The organism is Microbulbifer sp. SH-1 (genome assembly GCF_011326135.1).
GTDB classification, from domain to species: Bacteria; Pseudomonadota; Gammaproteobacteria; order Pseudomonadales; family Cellvibrionaceae; genus Microbulbifer; species Microbulbifer harenosus.
The window spans coordinates 2234533-2254688 of record NZ_CP046948.1 but is presented as its reverse complement, the minus strand read 5'-3'; the positions used below and the strand labels follow the sequence as shown (position 1 = coordinate 2254688).

General features: G+C 59.6%; 8 protein-coding genes. All 8 read left to right on the top strand.

What is annotated here, in order from left to right; all coding sequences use genetic code 11:
• Positions 1 to 200: 200 nt before the first annotated feature.
• Entirely contained in the window at positions 201 to 977 is a 777-nt protein-coding gene (locus GNX18_RS09595) for a MotA/TolQ/ExbB proton channel family protein (protein ID WP_138233912.1), read from the top strand.
• Complete coding sequence (locus GNX18_RS09590) at positions 977 to 1579, top strand: biopolymer transporter ExbD (RefSeq protein ID WP_138233777.1); 603 nt, start codon at positions 977 to 979, stop codon at positions 1577 to 1579. Before GNX18_RS09595 ends, GNX18_RS09590 begins: the two co-directional genes overlap by 1 nt.
• Positions 1576 to 2151, top strand: coding sequence for a biopolymer transporter ExbD (locus GNX18_RS09585; protein ID WP_240914326.1), 576 nt, complete (start codon positions 1576 to 1578; stop codon positions 2149 to 2151). The genes GNX18_RS09590 and GNX18_RS09585 overlap by 4 nt, the downstream gene beginning before the upstream one ends.
• Before the next feature lie 9 nt (positions 2152 to 2160).
• Positions 2161 to 3540 (top strand): AgmX/PglI C-terminal domain-containing protein, encoded by a 1380-nt coding sequence (locus GNX18_RS09580; protein WP_166217437.1) that lies wholly within the window; start codon positions 2161 to 2163, stop codon positions 3538 to 3540.
• Between the two features lie 209 nt (positions 3541 to 3749).
• On the top strand, positions 3750 to 4043 hold the full coding sequence (locus GNX18_RS09575; protein ID WP_166217434.1) for a hypothetical protein: 294 nt from the start codon (positions 3750 to 3752) through the stop codon (positions 4041 to 4043).
• Positions 4018 to 4989, top strand: a complete 972-nt coding sequence (locus GNX18_RS09570) for a hypothetical protein (protein WP_166217432.1) — start codon at positions 4018 to 4020, stop codon at positions 4987 to 4989. Before GNX18_RS09575 ends, GNX18_RS09570 begins: the two co-directional genes overlap by 26 nt.
• A gap of 230 nt (positions 4990 to 5219) precedes the next feature.
• On the top strand, positions 5220 to 5870 hold the full coding sequence (locus GNX18_RS09565; RefSeq protein WP_166217429.1) for a hypothetical protein: 651 nt from the start codon (positions 5220 to 5222) through the stop codon (positions 5868 to 5870).
• Between the two features lie 480 nt (positions 5871 to 6350).
• Positions 6351 to 20111, top strand: a complete 13761-nt coding sequence (locus tag GNX18_RS09560) for a DUF11 domain-containing protein (RefSeq protein ID WP_205828104.1) — start codon at positions 6351 to 6353, stop codon at positions 20109 to 20111.
• Positions 20112 to 20156 lie beyond the last annotated feature (45 nt).

The following is a 20156-nucleotide window of genomic DNA, read 5'->3' as shown; positions in this document are numbered from 1 at the left end:
ATGTTGCCGACGCAGCGTACAGGGATGTATTCACAGCGGTTTTGAAAACTCGTCCCCGGTGGCCCGCCGCCACCGAGCCCTAACCAGAGCTCAATGAAAAGCTACGAAGTAATTAACCAAAAATCGACCACAACAGGTCAAACCAAGGCAAAGCGGAACCAAACCGCGGACCCGAGAAAGAAAACCAAGAGGGGCAAATGATGGATTTCTTGAACAGCGTAGTCGCGTTTTTCCAGACCGGTGGTGCATTCATGTACCCCATTCTGGTGGTATTCGCACTCGGCGCCGCAGTAGCGATCGAACGATACGTCCGCCTCGTCTACGAACGCCACACCAACCGCGCCACCTGGGAAAAGCTCCAACCGGTACTCAACACCGGCGACTTTGACCGCGCGCGCAACCTCGTCAAAGACGACAACACCGGCGTAGGCCGACTGCTCGCCATGGGCCTCGAACGTCAAGGCGCCGTACGCCGCCGCGAAGACATCGAAATCGCCATGGAAGAAAGCATCATGGAGACCATCCCACAGCTGGAAAAGCGCACCCCCTACGTCGCGCTCGGCTCCAACATCGCCACTCTCCTCGGCCTGCTCGGCACCATCATGGGCCTCATCGAAGCCTTCACCGCCGTAGCCAATGCCAACCCCGCAGAAAAAGCCGACCTCCTGTCCGCCAGTATCTCCGTGGCCATGAACACCACCGCCTTCGGCCTGATGGTCGGTATCGCGCTGCTCATCGTGCACGCACTACTCAACTCCCTAACCGGCCAGATCGTCGACAGCCTCGAAATGGTCTCCGTCAAAGCACTCAACATCATGTCCTCCGGCACCCGCCGCCGCAGCGAAGCGTCCGCCGAAGAAAAAGCGCCGACGGCAAAACCCGTCAACCGCGACATTGAGCAGACCCAGAAAGCGCAGCAGAACGCCGCCGCGGCTGACGCCGGCGCCGACAAAAATTCCAAACCGGAATCCGCGTAATGAGAAACAGGCGTCACAGCAGATCCAAAGAAGCGCCGGAGCTGGACATCACCGCCTTCCTCAATCTGATGGTGGTGCTGGTGCCCTTCCTGCTGGTATCCGCAGTGTTTTCGAGGGTCACCATTCTCGAGCTCAATATGCCCACCGGCGCCGGTGGCGGAGCCGACGACCCCGGCGTGACCCTGGAAGTGGTGGTGCGCAAAGACGTACTGGAAATCAGCGATGGCTCCAAAGTCATTGCGCGTTTTCCCAACCTGAACCAGGGGCAAACCGCAGCGGGTGAGGGCGAAGATGAAGCGGCACAGGCGGAAACGCCCGTGGACGAACACGGCTTGCCCATTGTTCCACCCACCGAAGAAGTGTACGACCTGGCGAAGCTGCGCGAGCAGCTGATCCGCATCAAGCAGACCTATCCGGACAAAACCGATTCCACACTGCTGATGGAGCCGGAAGTGGCTTATGAGCACCTTGTGGGCGTCATGGATACCGTGCGCAGTGCGCAGGTCATGCCGACACCGGAAGAGGGCGCAGTACCAGATCCGGACGCGAAGGCTGAAACAATGGAACTCTTTCCCGATATATCCCTGGGAGACGCGCCGTGAAACGTGAAAGCAGACGTATGAAGCGCATGGCGCGCAGCCGCAAGCGCAAAACGCCGGGCATGAACCTCACCTCGCTGATGGACGTGTTTACCATTCTGGTGTTCTTCCTGCTCACCAACAGTTCCAGCAACGAGGCCATCGAAGCGCCCAAGGTCATCACCCTGCCGGACTCGGTGGTGGAATCCAAGCCGCGGGAAACCGTCACCCTGATGGTCACCCACGACGAAGTGCTGATCGAAGCTAAGCCGGTGATGACCACCGAGGAACTGTTCCAGAGCGAAGAGCTGGTAATCGAAGCCATTCAGCAGGCGATGATCCAGGAAGTGGGCAAGGCCATGACCATGGCCGGTACTGAATTGGAAGAAGCCAAGGCCAAACTGGCAGAGCGCGCCGCCGCCGGTGAAGACGTCACCGCAGAAGCCGCGGAACTGCTGGAAGAACCACCGGAAGTGAACATTCTGGCGGACCGCGGTGTGCCATTCAGCGTGCTGAAAAAAGTCATGTCCAGCTGCACCAATGCCGGATACACGCGTATTTCCCTGGCGGTCATTCAAAAAGCATCTCAGAGTTAGTGAGCGTTTGTGAATAATTTTCATCAACAAAGACAGGCACTGACAGCGAAGCAGGAAGCGGTTCGCCAGCAGTTGGCCGCGCTCGAAAGCGAGTACGGTCAGGTGGATGGCAAGCTGGATACGCTGCGCCGGGATGAAGCCAAGCATCAGTTGCTGGACGAGATTTCCGATCGCCTTGGCAAGCTTGAAGAGGCTGGTGCCGGTGACCTGTTCTGGGCGGAGCACTATAAGCAGGACGCATCCAAGGCGCTGATTCATCGGCTGCAGAAAACCGTAAGTATCTATCAGGCCAATCTGAATCTGCTGCACGAGCGCAAGCGCAAGCTGCAGGACCAGATAGAAGACTGCCGTGATGACCTGTTCGACCTGGATGCAGAATTCCGAGAGATTCGCCAGGCCGAAGAAGATGTCCATTACGAATATGAAGTCACGCGCGAGTTGGGCGACTCCGCCTTCCGCAACGCCATTATGCCGTGGAATACCAACGGCGAAGACGAGCGCCGCTTCCGTATCAGCTTGCTCGCATGTCTGCTGCTGGCGTTCTTCCTCGGCTTCGGTATCCACGTGTGGCAGTTGCCGGAGCCTGATGAAAACGAAGTGGTAGAAGTGCCCGAGCGTCTGGCCAAGTTGGTTCTGGAAAAGAAAACCAAGCCAAAGCCACCGCCCGAACAGGTAGTGCAGAAACCGGAAGAGAAGAAGCCGGAACCTGAGAAACCGAAACAGGAAGTGGCGAAGGAAGAACCCAAGCCATCCAATGTTGAGAAGAAACAGGTGAGCAAGAAAGTCGAGCGCGCCGGCGTGCTGGCGTTCAAGGACAACTTCCAGGACCTGATCCAGGACGATCTCGACAAGCGCCTCGGCCAACAGACCCAGCTCAGCACCGCCGGCAAGCAGGAGAGCCGCAGCCAGCGCTCCCTGATTACCGCCGCGGCGAAATCCGGTTCCGACGGGATCAATACGGCCGCGCTTAGCCGCAATGCCGGTGGTGTCGGTACGGCACTGGACGGTGTCAGCTTCTCGCGGGTATCCAGCGGTATTGGCACCGAGGGCGACTTTGCCGGCGAAGAGCGACCGCTCAGCGATGGCGTAGGTCCGTCTCGTACCGACGAAGAGATCCAGATCGTCTTCGATCGCTACAAAGCGGCACTCTACCGGATCTACAATCGCGAGCTGCGCAACAACCCGGCGCTGCAGGGCAAGATGGTACTGCGTATTACCATCGAGCCAGACGGTTCGGTATCCGCAGCCAAAGTTGAGAGCAGCGATATGGATTCGCCCGCGCTCAACTCGCAGATCGTAGCGAGGGTGAAGCGGTTCAACTTCGGCGAAAAAGCCGGCGTGCCGACCATTACCATCCTCTACCCGATCGACTTCCTCCCCGCGGCGTAACCGCATTGACGCCGCCTCTTTCCCTCTCGGGGGAAGAGGCGGCGAGCTTCAATAGTGATTCGGCCGGATACCGCGATAGTCATGGCTAATCGCTGCTAATAGGTACGCCTGTTTTATAGGAATGCCAGATTTCACAAAGTAGAATTCCGTAACCACACCAATGATTGGTGTGGAGAATGTGTAACACGGAACTAAAGGGATTCAGTCGAATGTTCAACTACACCCCCGCAAGCACGGACAAGCTCATCGCTGGACGCCATTTCGGCAAACGCATCACCATTACCCCCCAGGCCGAACCCATCTGGAATGAACTGGTAAAGCTCGCTAATCAGGGCAATTACTGGGCCCAGATGAGTGTGAACGGCATCAAACAGCTGGCGGCAGGCCGCCTCAGCCAGAAAAATATCTTTGTCAAACCGGGGCCGGCCCACCGCGCGGGGTACAGAAGAGTTCGTGGTGATATTGCCCGGATGTCGAGTGACGGCGGAAAAACTACCCGATGATAGTTATAAACTGCTGCATTTTCAGGCAGATCTGAATTATGGAGAGTTGATTGAGCAGGGGCAGGCGCCGGGGCTTTATGAGGTGAAGCACCACAAAAAACGCTGGCGCGCCACTCCCAGACGAGATGGAAGGATTGAAAAGAGAACACAGCGCACGGTTGCGATCAGTGATAGCGGATATGTTGATCATCTCGATGCAGCCCGTAGAGTAGGAGAATACATTTCTGGTGGTGGTGCTGTAGCGGGTATGGCGGGCGGACGCATCATCAAATCGCCAGGTGATGGGGGTGGTTTTGATCTGCACTTTACCCCTGGCAAAAAGCGTATAGGAGGATTCGAAAATTACAGGAATGCGGTGAACCCCCTAAATGATGGGCGCTTGCATGAATCGGCCCTTCTGCTGGCGCGCTCCATATATATGGCCCGAGATATTGAGGGTGTGTGTTGGATTGCGGAATTTGGCGGTTCCGGGGTGCTGACCCAGGCGTTGCGGATACTTGCGGATCGAAAGGTCAAGCTGAAAAGCCATACGGCTTTTTTGTACCGCCCAAGCACCTCTCCCCACGAAGCACAGAAGGCGATGCACGCCGTAGAAGGACTTGAGTTGGATCGTAACTTCAAGGAATCCAACGCCCTGGATTATATCGGCAATCGGGATAATCTGCGGATAATCAGTGAGCGCTGTAAACGTGAAGGAGAAAGCTATAGTGCGTTACATCGGGCTACCGACACCGTGCGCGCTGGTGTGACGCTGCACAATGCATTGGGTTTTGTGGTGGGGGCCGCCGGTCTCGCCGGACTTTCAATGGGTGCTCCGGCCGCGGGGGCTTTCTTGACGGCTCTCGGCGGTGCGGTGGCTACCGCGGCGACTGCGGGAAAACTGGGACAACAGGCTATGAAGGCTTGGGCACCGAAAAAATACAGTGAAATCGCGAGCAAATTCTGATGCTGGATATTATCAAATACTCATCTTTGCGATTCAGAGAGAACGAAGGACAGTGTATACCCAGTGGTCCCTCTTTTAGGCGCGCCAAAGTGGAGGTGGTGCGGTTGCCGCAATGCACCGTGGAATTCCGGGCCCCGCGTCATAATCCTCGGCGCCTGTATGGAATAGAGCAACGTAGGGCGCGGACAAGCTATACCCTTGAGCGCACTTCCTCCATTGGGAGTCTTTTTATGCCCAGTGGAAGCTGGGAGGAGGCTGTAATTTGCTCAAGAAATTGGGCATTTTACGGTCCCTGGTTTACTGGTTATATGGGAGATATCAGCTTTTCGATGGATGTCGTGAGCACCGAGAAAGCAAATCCCAAGGTAAATTTTTTGTACCCGGTCGCGCTGGAATCCGCGATCCAGGGTTTTTTGACGGCATATCATGGGCATGAGGTTTATGATGAAGATAAGTTGACTCCTTATCTCAAGGGACCGCTTAATTGGACGCCGCTTAAGCAGCTCCCTGTACCTGCAGTCCAGTTGGACGTAGAGGAGGTGTCAACCTATGGCAGACATCTACGCTATGTATTCATACCTGTATCCAGAGATCGGTTGCTAACTATTCAGTTTGACTATGGGCAGAGCTGCGCGGGCAACTGGAAGGACAAGGACGCAAAAATCAGTCCCAAACCCATGCTGGATCTGATCCAGAACATCATTTCAAGCATCCGCCTGACCCCCTCGCCGGAGCTGCAGACCGAAATCGATCACGCAAAGGAGGCCTGTACCGGTGATTATTCAGTTTCCCCGGAATGCCAACCATTCAAGTGGCCTGCGGATGTAGACAAAGATGGCCTGACGATTCTCGAATACAGGAAAGATCGCTACAAAAATTAAATGGTCTGCTTGTTTGCCGGCATTTCACGTAACGCGGTTGAGTTGGCCGCTTTTTGAACGCTCTTTCTGGTTGCTAACCCGTACAGAGGAGCGGGGCCGGCAAAAATTCGTTTTCCGTCACCCCCGCGAAGGCGGGGGTCCAGTAACCTTGGGGTTCTGGATTCCCGCGTGAGTTTCGCGGCCCTGTCTAGTCGCGGGAATGGCGAATTTCGCAAGTGGACTTAAGAATTCACCTCAACTTTCCCCGAGAACCACTTGGCAAATCGGAAAAAAGTTCCCTCCACGGCGCAACAAGTTTGACTTGCTTCACGGTGCCGACTACCCCCTTCCAATAAAGTTCCGCGACCGGCCCCTTCCCCGGTGCTGTCGCCTGTGCGGCAGTTCTCGAAATTCCAAATTGACTGGCAGCGGAACGCGATGAAGTCTGAAGTAACTGGGCGAAAATCTTTCAGAAATGCACTGGCGACACTGAGACATTCCGTGCGGTGGTTGCTCTCTGCTGCGCTGTTGTTGAGTTCGGGGCAAGCATTGGCTGCGTACACCAATATGTGTGTGGTTGGCCAGGAGAGCGCGCCTAGCAGACTGGTGACGGTCCAGAACAGTTACTGTGAATTCTGTAGTTACGGCTATGTCGAGGTTCGGATCACCAACCCTTATCGAAGGGGCACCAATGCCGCCGATGGCAACCAGCCCTATGAAACGCGCGTCGTTACCATTTTTGGCGATACCAGAACCCAGACCCGTCGCAATAACGACTACGGCTCCTCAAACCCCTCCCTGAACTTCAGTAATTCCGGCGGTTTGACTATTGACCTGAACAACGGTCTGGAACTGTATACGGGGGCTGCAGCATCGCTGCCGTTGGGCGGAACTCTCAGCGGTACCACAACCATTTCCGTTAACAATATGGCGGATCTGCCACCAGGCGAGACCCGGACGTTGCGTATCCCGGTGCACCGCCGGCCCACCAACAGCCCTGAGTCCCTTTACGGCACAAATCCCCAGGCCACCGCCACCATCAACTACACGATGGCGGACAGTTGTAACGATAACCCGGGCCTGCGTGAGAATTTTCGCAATGACAATACCTGGTACGACGGCTGTGGTGGCAACAGCTGTGCGCCATGGGAGGATCCTGATAATTATCCCACCGACTTCTGGCAGAACTACAACCGCCCTGACAGCCAACACACCGGCAATGTCTATATTCAGCAGCCGGGTATTGCACTGAACAAACAGGGCTGGAACTACGACAGCGGCCAGCGTCGGGATACCCGCAGTGACCAGGTGTTTGGTCACAACGACGACGATATCGTCTGGCGAATCAATGTCCGCAATACCGGCGACGCACCGCTGCAGGATCTGCGTATCGACGATTTGCTGAGCCGCGCGGATGTGATGACGGCAAACTACGTCTGTCCTTCCGCGGATGCTGCCGATGCGGTTGCCGCAAATAACGGGGTGTTACCTGGTGGCTCGAACTGCGTGGCTACCGATGCAACCACGGGATTGGTACTTGCCGACTGGGATGTGGATGCCCCCTTTGGCCACAATGACGACATCCCCAATCCCTATGCGAATACCGTGAATGCGGTGACCTCCGGTACTTCCAGCGATGCCATTGATATTCGCGCTGGGCAGTCCATCAACCTGTATGTGGTCGGCAAAATCCGCAATAACGGCTCCTGTGTCGCGGGGCAACTGACCAATACTTTCAACGATGTGGAATTCGGCTGCGCGGTGCAGTCGCCGCCCGGTGGTATCGACTCCAATCAATCAGAGACCGCGCGTCTCGATACCTATTACGGTCTCGGCGGAAACCAGAATGCCCTGCGCGTAGAACGGCAACTGACCGGCATCACCGGCACAGGCCCCGTCGGCATGCGCGGCCTGATGACCATCACCCTGCGCAACGAAGGGCGTGGCACTGTCTGGTTTGATCCTTCCATGGCCTGGCATCTGCGCGACGAGCTGCCGGATGAATACGTGGTAGACCCCAGCTACGCGCCCAGAATCGAAACCCAGAACTCGCTTTACGGCGCCTACCCCGGTCGTGTGGACACGTTGGACTGGGTTAACGCCCAGGGTGCAATCCCCGGCAATACCGGTGATAGCACCAGCTACCTGAACAACTCGGAGCCGCAGTTCAAGCTCACCAGTACCACCACGGATACCGATGCCGACCAGGCCCAGGAAAGCACCGGCCTGATGCGCCACGGCGATGTGGTGGTGATCCGTTTTGCCGTGGTGATGAAAGCGGCGGAGTATTTCGACCGCGCGGCAGATCTGGATGTATTGGAGGAAGACCCGGCAGTTGCCCTGTTCAAGCGCCCCGGAGAGCGTACGGACCCTGACCTGAGTGGCTTCAATGGTTTCGACAATATTGTCGAAATGCAGATCAAAACCCTGTGTAACACCCAGGGCACATTGCAATCCCGCATGACCGGCAATGGACTGAACGATACCTTCGCCGCAAACAGCGCCGGCACCCCGGTGCAGTTCTCGCCGGAGGAGCTGGACGTCAATATCGACCAGCCCACGTTCATCATCACCGACGACCGCAGCCAGACCACGCCGCTGTCCGTCACCGTGACCAATCGCGGTGGCGACGAGGCGCGTGACTTCCGAGTGTTTATCAGCTTCGGTGCCACTATCAACGTGGTCAACGATACACCGCCTATGGGCTTCAGCTGTGCGGCGGTACCGATTGCGCAGACCAGTGTGGATGGCAACGGCCGCCCCATGGGACATCCCGATCCCTATAAGGTTTGGGCGGTAAACCCGGCGCCGGATCAGGTCGACAAAATGCATATGCTGCTGCCGACCAATGGCACCGTGTACCAGTGTCAGCCGGACGGCTCGCCGTTCAATGCTGCACTGGCCGCGGGCGCCAGCGCCACCTTCGAGTTCGAGGTGAACAAAACCACCAGCCCCGCGGGTATTGCCGCCGACGACCTGACCTTCCGCGCAGATGTGGTGGGTGAAATCTTCACTCTCAGCGACTTCGCCATCACGCCGGCGCAGATCAATTACGACACCGTCAATGTAAATCAGGTTACCAATGGCGGTAACCGCAGCATTTCCAATATCACCGTCAATAATCCCACCGGGATTACCAATGGCCATCCGCTGTGGTTCCCGGCTCCGGGCAGTGCCGGCAACAGCCGCACCGATGGCGAAGTGGATCGCGGCAACCTCTACTCCCTGGACGCGCACTGGTCCCGCGGTATCGGCTTCAACCTGAAAAAAGACCAGGTAACTGCCGGTGATACCGCGTCCGGCAATTTCGGTGGCCTGCCGGATCTCGGTGTGTGTAACGAAAACACCGCGGCCGTCACGCGCGCGCCGGCCAACACCTTTCCCGGCCAGACCAAACCCGCTGAGCATGTGCAGATCGGTGAGGAATGTACTGTGCGCATCCAGACCGGCGGCTGGTTCGGTTTCGACTCCCGCGGCTTCAACTTTATCGGTGTGCGCGATATCCAGGTGCTGGACCTGATCCCGAATGGCCAGAGCTATATCTCCAGCACCGCGCCGCTGGTGACGCCGCAGATTGCCGGCGCCACCCAGGCACCGAATGATCCGAGTACAACGGCACTGGGTGAGGCCAGCCCGTTTGGTTGGCGCTTTACCGGTACCGAGCCTTCCGGGTTCACTGGTGCACCGAACGCAGACTACGTGATCGATATCGATCAGTGGTTCACGATCAATAATACGAGCCGGTTGCTGAACAAAACCTTGAACGACCGTGCCGCGCCCAACGCGCACGGCAGCGACAGCGCCAACGTGCTGGACTCTTCTTTTAAGGGAGTTTTCTTTAACAACAACACCGGTATCTGGGAAGAGTACGAGTTCGGCAGCTATGGCGGCGGTGAGACCGTGGGCTACCCCAAGGAACCCATCCGCCGCGTGGACGTTGTGGTTACCGAACCGCTGATCAGTGTGGTGAAGGAAATCTGTGCGGCTTCTGATTTCAACGCGGCAAGCGGGGCCTGTGGCGCCGGCTGGACGGATGATTACCAGGGCGCTGTGACCACCAACGACTACATCTACCGCCTGACCGTCAACAGTGAAGCCACGGCTGACGGCCATCCGCGGCCGCCGGTATACGACCTGACCGTAGAAGACACGCTGCCGGATTTACTGTTCATCGAAGATCTGAATGCCGATGGCATCGACAACGATGGCGATGGCCTGGTGGATGGTGCCGATACCGATGGTGAAGGCAGCATCGTCGGCAACGTCATGAACGACGGCAACGGCACCACCATTACTTTCTCGCACACCCAGGGTGTGGACGGTACCGGTCTGCGCCGCCTGGAGTCGGGCGCCAGCGCATATATGTATTACCGGGTAGACCCGGACGATCGCATTGCACCGTCGGAAGTCCTCACCAACACCGTCGTCGTGACCTATTACGATTCGCTGGAAGGCAGTGGCAATGAGCACGGCAACCAGACCGTCGTTATGTCCGACAGCGGCGAACTGGGTGGCGCACGCACCTATCCCGCGGCGGCCGATGTCAACACCGAAGCGGAAGCATCGCTGACGTTCAGTGAGCCGACCACCGAGCCGAAAACCATTACCGGCCTGTCGGAAACGCCGCTGGCAGGAAGTGGCGTTCAGCCGGTGAAAATCGGCGAGGAAATCGAATACACGCTTACTGCCGAATTGCCGGTGGCGCAGTTGCGCAACCTCACGGTTACCGACCAATTGCCTGCGGGCCTGGTGTGTGCGGATGCACCCACCATCGACCTGAGTACCGATGCGCCGTGGAGCGCGGCCGGATTCAAACGCCCGGATCTCTCGAATGTGGGCGATGTTGCGCCTGTCTGTAGCGACAGTCAGGTGCAGTGGTCCTTCGGCGATGTGGTGCTTACCAATCCCTCGTCGGATCGCGACCCGAACCGCTTCACCTTCGAACTCAAGTTCGTTGCCCGCGTTCAGAACAGTGCGGCAAACAATGACGGCACGGCGCTGATCAACGGCCAGCCAGCCACCATCGCGACTCTGGAGTGGCGCGATGAAAGCGGTAGTGATCACAGCCTGGATTACGGCCAGGTGGAAGTGCAGGTGACCGAGCCGCTCGTTGCGCTGACAAAGAGCTGGAATGCCGTGGCGGATATGGATGCCGGTGATCTCATCACCATCACCCTGACCGCGACCAACAACGGCTCCGCCAACGCCTACAACCTGCGCATCTGGGACGATCTGCTCGACAGCGAAATGACGTTCGTCGACACCAGCGTTACCGGCGCCGCGGTGCCGGACAGTGTGGATATCACCACCTTCGGGGCGAATCGCCCGGTATTTGTGTGGAACCCGGAAAACCCGCTGGCACCCGGTGCCAGCCGCGAGTTCAGCTTCCAGGTCCGCATCGACGACACCGCCCAGCCACTGCAGCAGCTGAGCAATATTGCCCATGCCGCCTGGACCTCTCTGCCGGGACAGAGCACCGCGCTCAACCCCACCGGCGAGATCGGTATCGACGGCGCCCTGGACGGCCAGCGTATCGGCGAGTTGCCCCACGCCAGTGACGGCATCAACGATTACGAGGCGAGCAGCAATTCGGTGGATACCGTGTTGGCCGCGCTCGCATTCACCAAACAGGACATCACCGCAAACGGCGCCGCGGCGGAGAACCGCACCATTGGTGCACACCGCGAGTTCCAGCTGGATGTCGTACTGCCCGATGGTGTCAGCAACAATGTGCGGATCACCGACCGCCTGGCAGCGGGGGGTACCAGTTATGTGTTGGCCCGCGATGCCAATTACGATATCCGCTGTACTTATGTCGGCATCGAGCTGATCAACGGCGCCGCACCGGTCGATGGCGCATGTAATTTCAACGGCGTTCCCGCCGCCGATGCGACCGGCGATGTGGTGTGGGACATCGGCACCGTGGATACCGTGAGTGAGGACGATGCGGGTGTTGCCCCTGTAGTGCCGACCATCACCATCACTTACTTTGCCCGTATCGATAATGAAATTGTCGAGACCCAGAACGGCAATAGCCTGCGCAACGATGCCACGCTGAATTACAGCAATGGCGAAACCAGTGCGGAAGAAGCAATCACCGACACCACCGCTGCAATTACCGCGGTGGAACCGGATCTGGAAATCCTGAAGGCGGTCACCAACACCACCGGATCCGCCGGCCTCGCCCAGGGCGGCGATGTACTTGAATATGTACTGACCATCCGCCACACCGGTGCCTCGACAGTCGATGCCTTCGACCTGAATGTGCTGGATATTCTGCCGCCGGAAGTGCGCTTCGAATCCTCTTTCGCACCGACGGCCACCGTCAATGGTTCGGCCGTAGCCGGTTTTGTTGCGGCACCCGCAACGCCGGCGTCGAACCAGTTGGTATGGGGCCGGGAGAACGGTGACAACGGACTGGATCTGCCGCTGGGGCAGACGCTGGAAATCACCTACCGCGCCAATGTGGTGTCGGTGTTCGGCCAGCCAGTACTGAACGAAGCCTACGTGGACTGGTCCTCGCTCAATGATGACGTCATCGGCCAGGATATTTACCAGCGCCACGGCCTCGGCTGCCCAACCTTTACCGATCCCAACAATTACTGTTCGGGACCGGCGCAGGCGGCGATCAATACCGAAGACAACAGCGGTCTGCAGAAACTGGTGGTGAGCGACAGCTACGCCGACCCGGCCGACAGCGCCGTGCGCGTGGGTGATACCGTCACCTACCGCCTCGAACTCAATGTTCAGCCGGGTACCACGAATAATGTGGTCGTCACCGACACCATGGATACCGGTCTGGTACTGGAATCCTTCAGTATTGACGACGCCGCCGGCGGCTACGTATTCACACCGGTGAGCCAGCCCGCGGCCGGCGATACCTCGCTGAGCTGGAGCCTCGGCGATGTGACCCGTGAGTTGGGTACCGCCGCGCCACTGATCATCGAATATGTGGCGCGGGTGACCGAAGACCGAGGTATTCCCCATGTGGCGAGCACGGCGCTCGATAACACGGCAAATCTCACCTACACCGATGGCAGCGGCAATCCGCCGACCGATCCTGCGGTGCTGGCGCGACTGGAAAGTGCGGCCAGCGTGACGGTCCTGCAGCCGGTGATCGGCAGCCTGACCAAAGCGGATCGCGGTGGCCGCGCCAGCCCGGACCTGATCACGGATCTCGCCAATACCGTCATGCTCTTCAGCTTGCAGGCGTGCAACAGCGGTGCGGCACCGGCATACGGCATGCAGCTCACCGATGATCTCGCCTGGGAGATGGATGAGACTTCGATCCAGAATGTCGAGGTCAGCATCGACGGCGCGGTACTGGCGGACAGCGATTACACCTACACGCCCGCCGCAGCGCGCGACGGCAATATGGTGTTCGCGCTGAACGTGCCGGTGGATCCGGGGCTGTGTGTCACCGTGAATTACGATATCGGCTTCCACGCCGATGTGGGTGGCGACCGGAACTGGCAGAACAGCTTTGTTATCGATGAGTACTGGTCACTGCCGCCGAATGACGCGCAGAAATATGCTCCGGTTACTCTGCCTTCGCCGTACCTCATGTCCACGGCGCCGGTCAGTCTCGACCCGCTGCAGAAACTGTTGCTGGCACCGGCCGATGGCACTGCGGCTGTGGGTGAAGAAGTGGTGTACCAGTTGCTGGTGCCGGCCACCAACACCAGTTCCGCCATTTACGACCTGACCATCAGCGATGTGCTCGACCCGAGCCTGGAAATCATCAGTATCCAGGAACTGGGCGGGCTGCCGGTTACCGACAATTCCAGTGGCAACAATATCGCGCTGGCGCTGGATCTGTTGCCAGCGGGCAGCCGCGCGCAGATCGAAATTCGCGCGCGTGTCGCCAACAACGCAAGCGCGCAGGAAAGCCACAACTTCGACAACGTGGCGAGCTTTACCTACGCGGAAACCGATGGTGGAACCCAGATCGACGGTGGTGCCGGAACGGCAGCCACACTGACGGTGATTGAGCCGCAGTTGAGCGCGGGTAAAACCGTCGTCAACCAGACTGCGCCGGGTACCGAGCCCGCTGCGGGTGACGTGTTGCGCTTTACCCTGGGTCTCACCGAGGCCGGCATCGCCAATAGTAGTGCGGACGCCTTCGACCTGCTGCTGCAAGAGCAGCTGTCCCTCGGCCTCGCGTTCGTGCCGGGAAGCGCGACCTTTGCCGGCGCGACCATTGTCGATCCGGTGATCAGCGGCGACGGGCAGACAGCGGCGCAGGCGCTGCGCTGGGATGTGGCTACTACCAATCTCGACATCGCCTTTGGCAGTAGCGCAGCGCTGGTATTTGATGTTCGCGTGCTGGAAACCGTGCTGGCGGGCGCAGATCTTTCCGCGGTCAGCCGTGTGGAGTGGACGAGTCTCGACGACGACAACAGCAGTGTTTACGAGCGCAACGGCAGCGGTGGCCTCAACGATTACTTTATCGATGGCACCACCGCCGCACTGGTAACCGCAAACACCACCACGCTGGAAAAACGGCATATTGGTGACAGCTACAACGCAGCCGATAAACAGTTGCGCGTGGGCGACCTGGTGGAGTTTGAACTGCGGGTGAACCTGCAGGAAGGTGCCCACCCCAACGCCGTGGTTACCGATACCCTGCCGCAGGGCATGGTGTTCGAGCGCACCGTTTCCATTAACGGCGATACCAGTGCGCCGTTTGCTGCGGTGGCACCGTTCAGCCACAGCGAGGTAATGGAGCCAGTGCAGTCCGGTGATCCCGCCGCCGGTCCCACCACGGTCAGCTGGCCGCTCGATGACCTGATCAACCAGGGTGACAACGACGCGGCGAACGATGTGTTCGTGATTCACTATCTGGCGCGCGTTCTCAACCGGGATGTGCACCCATGGCCGGCCAACAGCATGCCGCTCACCAACAACGCGGAGTATGTATTCGAGACTGCCGCCGGCAGCGCCAGCGTTACCACCGCGGAAACTATCGAGCTGTTGCAGCCGGAGGTGGCGCTGGCCATTGCAGGCACGGCCGCCAATGGCGACGCGGTGCTCGAGCCGAATGAACTTGTCGAGTTCACGGTAACCCTGACCAACAACGGCTCCGCGCCGGCCTACGATCTGGCCCTGCGCGACCTGGTGCCGGTGGGTCTGCGCCAGGCTGGCGTGATGGTGGAAAGCACCACGATCAACGGCAGCGGTGTTGCCAATGTGACCCCGGTATACGATGCGGCGAGCGGTGAAGTGCGCTGGGACTTCGTCGGCAGCGGTTACGCGATTCCCGTCGGCGGCGTACTGGAAATGACTTATCGCCTGCAGGCGGACGCCAATATCGGCGCCGGCCTTGCCATCCAGAACGGCGCCTTCATCGAGGTGTATTACTCCCTTGCCGCGGACGCGCTGCCGGCCCTGGCGGCGGTGAATGTGGCCGAAGACATGCGTGAAGACTACGGTCCCACTGCGCCACAGGGCATTGTGTTCAGCACACCCAGTGCGGTGGATCTGGACATCGCCAACACCCAGGAGACCGCGTCCATTGGCGAGCCGTTCCGCTATCGCGTCACCATTCCGGCCACTGCCCAGGCGGCCGCGCTGAACGATGTGCAGGTGGTGATCGATCTGCCGGATACCGCGGAGCTGGTATTTGTCTCTGCCGAGAAAGTCTCCGGCAGCGCCAACTTTGCCCCGGTCAATTCCGGTACCGGCAATCAGCTGATTATTGAAGACACCGCCAACGGTATCGACGTGCCCGCGAACGAGCAGGCGGTGGTGGATGTGATCGTGCGTCTGCGGGATGTGAATCCGCCGAATGCGGACGGCCAGACCTTCAATAGCAGTGCCACTTACCGCTACAACTTCGTCAACGACGACCCGGCCAGCGGCCAGGGCGCCGGCGGCGGCAACACCACCGCGGACATGACCGTGGTGGAGCCCACCGAACTGGTGATGGCGAAATCCATGGCCAACGGCGCCACCACTATCCAGTCCGGTCTGCCTGGCCGCTTCCTGCTAAATGTGCACAACCGCGGCACCGGTCCCGCCTGGGATCTCACCGTGCGTGACTTTTTACCAGACTCCGATCAGGGAGGCCTGTGCGCAACGCCGCCGGCCAACTTTGCCGCGGCCATTCTGGATGCGGGTGGCAATGTGGTGTCGACCCTCAGCGAGGGCAGCGATTTCAGCGTCGCGTTCGATGCGGATACCTGTACGCTGACGTTTACTACGCAGGGAGCCAATGCGCCTGTGGCCGCGGACCACCACGTGCAGTTCGCCTACGACGCGTGGCTCGATGAAGACACCATCGACGGTGCAGCGCTGGACAATGTGGCGGGCGCGGAGCAGTGGTACAGCTGGGACAGCACTGGCCCGGATGCCCGCATTTACGAGCGTACTTACGCGGCGAATCCACCGGACGGCACACCGTCTGTGGAAGACCACGAGGACGTGTTCACGGTCACCGCCGCGGTGCCGAGTGTGCTGTTCGAGAAGGTGGTGGAGAACATCACCACCGGTGTCAGCCCGGCGACCACCGCCACGCCCGGTGACCTGCTCCAGTACACCGTAACGCTGCGTAACCTCAGTGATCTGGAGGTCGAAAATGTCTCGGTGATCGATGAATTGGACCGACTGAATGCACCGGCATTCTTCGCTCCGGGTACCCTGCAACTGATCGCCGCTCCGACAGGTGCGGATACCGCGGCGACCTCGGCAACCGGCGGTGCCAATGGCAGCGGTCTGGTGGATGTGCGCAACCTGACACTGGGTGGCGCCGGCAGCGGCACGGAAGAAATCCAGCTGGTGTACCAGGTGCAGCTGGTTAGTGCGATCGATAGTGCCACGGCGGTGCTGAACCAGGCACAGGTGCAGCTGCCCGGCCAGCCGCTGGTCAACAGTGACGACCCGAACATCAACGGTGCGGCTGATCCGCTGGTGAGCGGAGATGAAGACCCCACCCGCGTGGTTATCGAGTCCGCACCGGTATTCAAAGTGCAAAAAACCTCCGAGGATCTCACCGGCGAGCCCGACAGCCTGATGCCCGGAGATACCCTGCGCTACACCATCCGGGTGGAAAACATCGGCAACGAAAACATGCTGGAGGCGAGCCTGCGCGACCAGGTGCCGGCCAACACTACCTATGTTGCCGGCTCCACCACCCTGAACGGCGCGGCGCTGGATGACGTGAATGGCAGCACGCCGCTGGCGGCGACGCTGACCGTGCAATCCCCGGGTGCGGAAGCCGGCGAGCTGCTGGCGGACCCGACCGCCAGCGGTGCGCAAGCAGCGGTGATCACCTTCGATGTGACCATCAACAACGTCAACGACGGTACGGTGATTTCCAACCAGGGCTTTGCCAACGGTGTCGGCGCCGGCGGTGAAAATACCCCCTTGGATGAGAAGCCGTCCGACGACCCCGCCACAGAAGTGGCCGACGACCCCACCATCGACATCGTCGGTAATGTGCCGCTGCTGCGTGCGCTGAAAACTGTGGAACTGGCGGTGGACAATATGACCGCGGGTATCGTCGATCCGCAGGATGTGCTGCGCTACACCATCACCGTGCGCAACATGGGCGGAAAGGACGCGACCGAGGCGCGCTTTGTAGACCTGGTGCCGGAGCACACCACCTATGTGGCCGGCAGCACCACGTTGAATGGCATCGCGATCGCTGATAACGGTGTGGATTCACCGCTGGTCACCGGTATCGCCATCAGCAGTGAAGACCTGACCCCGCCGCTGCCCGCGGAAGGTGAGGGTGTACTCACTACCGCGCAGACCGCCACCATCGTGTTCGACGTGATGGTGAACGCGGATACCGAGCGCGGCACCATCATCAGCAACCAGGGCAATGTGTACAGCCTGGAATTGCCGCTGACCCTGACGGATGCGGACGGCAACAGCAGCAATGGCGCCCAGCCTACCGAAGTGGTGGTGGGCGATGCACAGCAGCTGTCCATCACCAAGGAAGTGGCGGTCGTTGGCGGCGGCGCGGCGGATTCCGGCAAGGTGCTGGAATACATCGTGCGCGTGACCAACATCAGCGCGGTACCCGCGAGCCTGGTCACTATATACGACGACCTGTTGGTGGCCGGTGAGGGCGTGCTCACTTACGTGGAAAACTCGGCGCTGCTGAATGGCCAGCCCGACGGTGTGATGATCGATGGCCCGCTGATCACGGTGGACTACAGCACCAACTACGGCGACCTGCAGCCGAGTGAAACCATCACCCTGCGCTTCGAGGCCAAGTTGGGAGAAAACCTGGCCATGGGTTACTCGGTGGTGAATACCGCGCAGGTGAAATGGAACGATCCGCCGGTGTACAACGAAGCCACCGTGGCCATCGACATCGGCGGTACCCCGGGCATTGCCAACCTGTCCGGTTACCTCTGGCACGATGTGAATTTCAGCGAGACCGCCGAAAGCGAAGAGCAACTGCTCACCAACTGGAACGTGTCGCTGTACTTCAACAACGCGCTGCTGGAAACCGTGCAGAGCGATGAGAACGGCTATTTCGTGTTTGATGGTCTGGTGCCGAACATGGACGGTGCGAACGCGGGCGGTGCGACTTACGAGCTGCGCTATCTGGCACCGAATGCGGTGGAATCCACCGCGTCTCTCGGTACTGCCAGTTCCGATTACACCAACGGTCCGCAGCAGATCCGCGATATCTATGTGGGCTCCGGGGCCAACCCGCAGAACCTGAACCTGCCGATTACCCCGAACGGCGTAGTTTACGACTCCGTACTGCGCGCACCGGTCAATGGCGCCCGCGTGCGGATGTTGCAGGCGTCCAGTGGCCAGCCGCTGCCGGACAGCTGTTTCGAGGATCCCAAGCAGCAGAATCAGGTCACCGTTACCGGCGGCTTCTACAAGTTCGATGTGAACTTCAGCAGCGCGGCCTGTGCGGCAAACGCGGATTATCTGATCGAAGTGGATGTGCCGAGTGAGGAGTACGTCTCCGGTCCGTCACAGATCATTCCGCCGCAGACCGGTGTCGACACCGGCAGCTTCGATGTGGCTGCGTGTCTCGGCAGCGCCGCGGACGTGATCCCGGGTACCCCGGATTACTGTGAGGTGCAGCTGACCGCAACACCGCCGTCGATCGATCTGGACGCGCGCAGTGCGGAGACCAACTACTACCTGCGCGTGAACCTGGATGACAGCAACCAGCCCGGCAGCAGCCAGCTGTTCAACAACCACATCGCGCTGGATCCGCAACTGGAAGGCGCACTGGCGCTGACCAAAACCGCGGCCATGCTTAATGTGACCCGCAGCCAGCTGGTGCCCTACACCATCACCTTCAGCAACTCGCTGCCGGTGCCGCTGACGGATCTGCAGCTGGTGGATTACTTCCCCGCGGGCTTCAAGTACGTGGCCGGTTCCGCGAACCTGGATGGCATGCCGGTGGAACCTGTAGTGAACGGCCTGCAGTTGCAGTGGCCGCACTTGCGCGCCGAACCGGAGCAGATCCACAGCATGAAACTGCTGCTGGTGGTGGGCTCCGGTGTGGGCGAGGGCGAGTACATCAACCGCGCGCGCATGTTCAACGAACTCTCCGGCCAGCAGACCTCCGGTGAGGCGATGGCCACCGTGCGCGTGGTGCCGGACCCGACCTTCGACTGTACCGACGTGATCGGCAAGGTGTTCGATGACAAGAACCTGAACGGCTACCAAGACCAGGGCGAGGGCGGTGTGCCCGGCGCGCGCGTGGTGACGGCGAATGGCCTGAAGGCCACTGCCGATGCCCACGGCCGTTTCCACATTACCTGTGCGGCGGTGCCGAACCCCGATCGCGGTTCCAACTTCGTACTGAAGCTGGACGACCGCAGCCTGCCTTCCGGTTATCGCCTGACCACGGAAAACCCGCGGGTACAGCGCGCCACCCGAGGCAAGATGCTGGAGTTCAACTTCGGTACCAGCCTGCACCGCGTGGTGCGCCTGGATCTGGCGGAAGCGGTGTTCGAGCCCGGTACCAGCGAGCTGCGCCCGCAGTGGCAATCGCGCACGGAACTGTTGCTCGAGCGCCTGCAGGAAGCACCGTCCGTGCTGCGTCTGTCCTACCTGGCGGAAAATGAAGATCCGTCGCTGGTAGATGCGCGTCTTGCCACCATCAAGGCCCGTATCGCCGAGGACTGGGCAGCGCTGGATTGCTGCTACCCACTCAATATCGAAACCGAAATTTTCTGGCGCCGTGGTGCGCCGCCCGAGCGCGGCAATGTGCTGGACGGGCTCAAACGCAGTGTTAACCGCATGATCGGAAGTGATGATCAGGGAGGCGCCCGGTGATGTTCCGTCCTTCAAAATTGGTCCGTGCCATCTCTAGAAACTGGA

Bases quoted from the DNA above. Each gene is read 5' to 3' on its own strand.
- GNX18_RS09595 (WP_138233912.1), top strand. From the start codon at position 201: ATGGATTTCTTGAACAGCGTAGTCGCGTTTTTCCAGACCGGTGGTGCA.
- GNX18_RS09590 (WP_138233777.1), top strand. From the start codon at position 977: ATGAGAAACAGGCGTCACAGCAGATCCAAAGAAGCGCCGGAGCTGGAC.
- GNX18_RS09575 (WP_166217434.1), top strand. From the start codon at position 3,750: ATGTTCAACTACACCCCCGCAAGCACGGACAAGCTCATCGCTGGACGC.
- GNX18_RS09565 (WP_166217429.1), top strand. From the start codon at position 5,220: ATGCCCAGTGGAAGCTGGGAGGAGGCTGTAATTTGCTCAAGAAATTGG.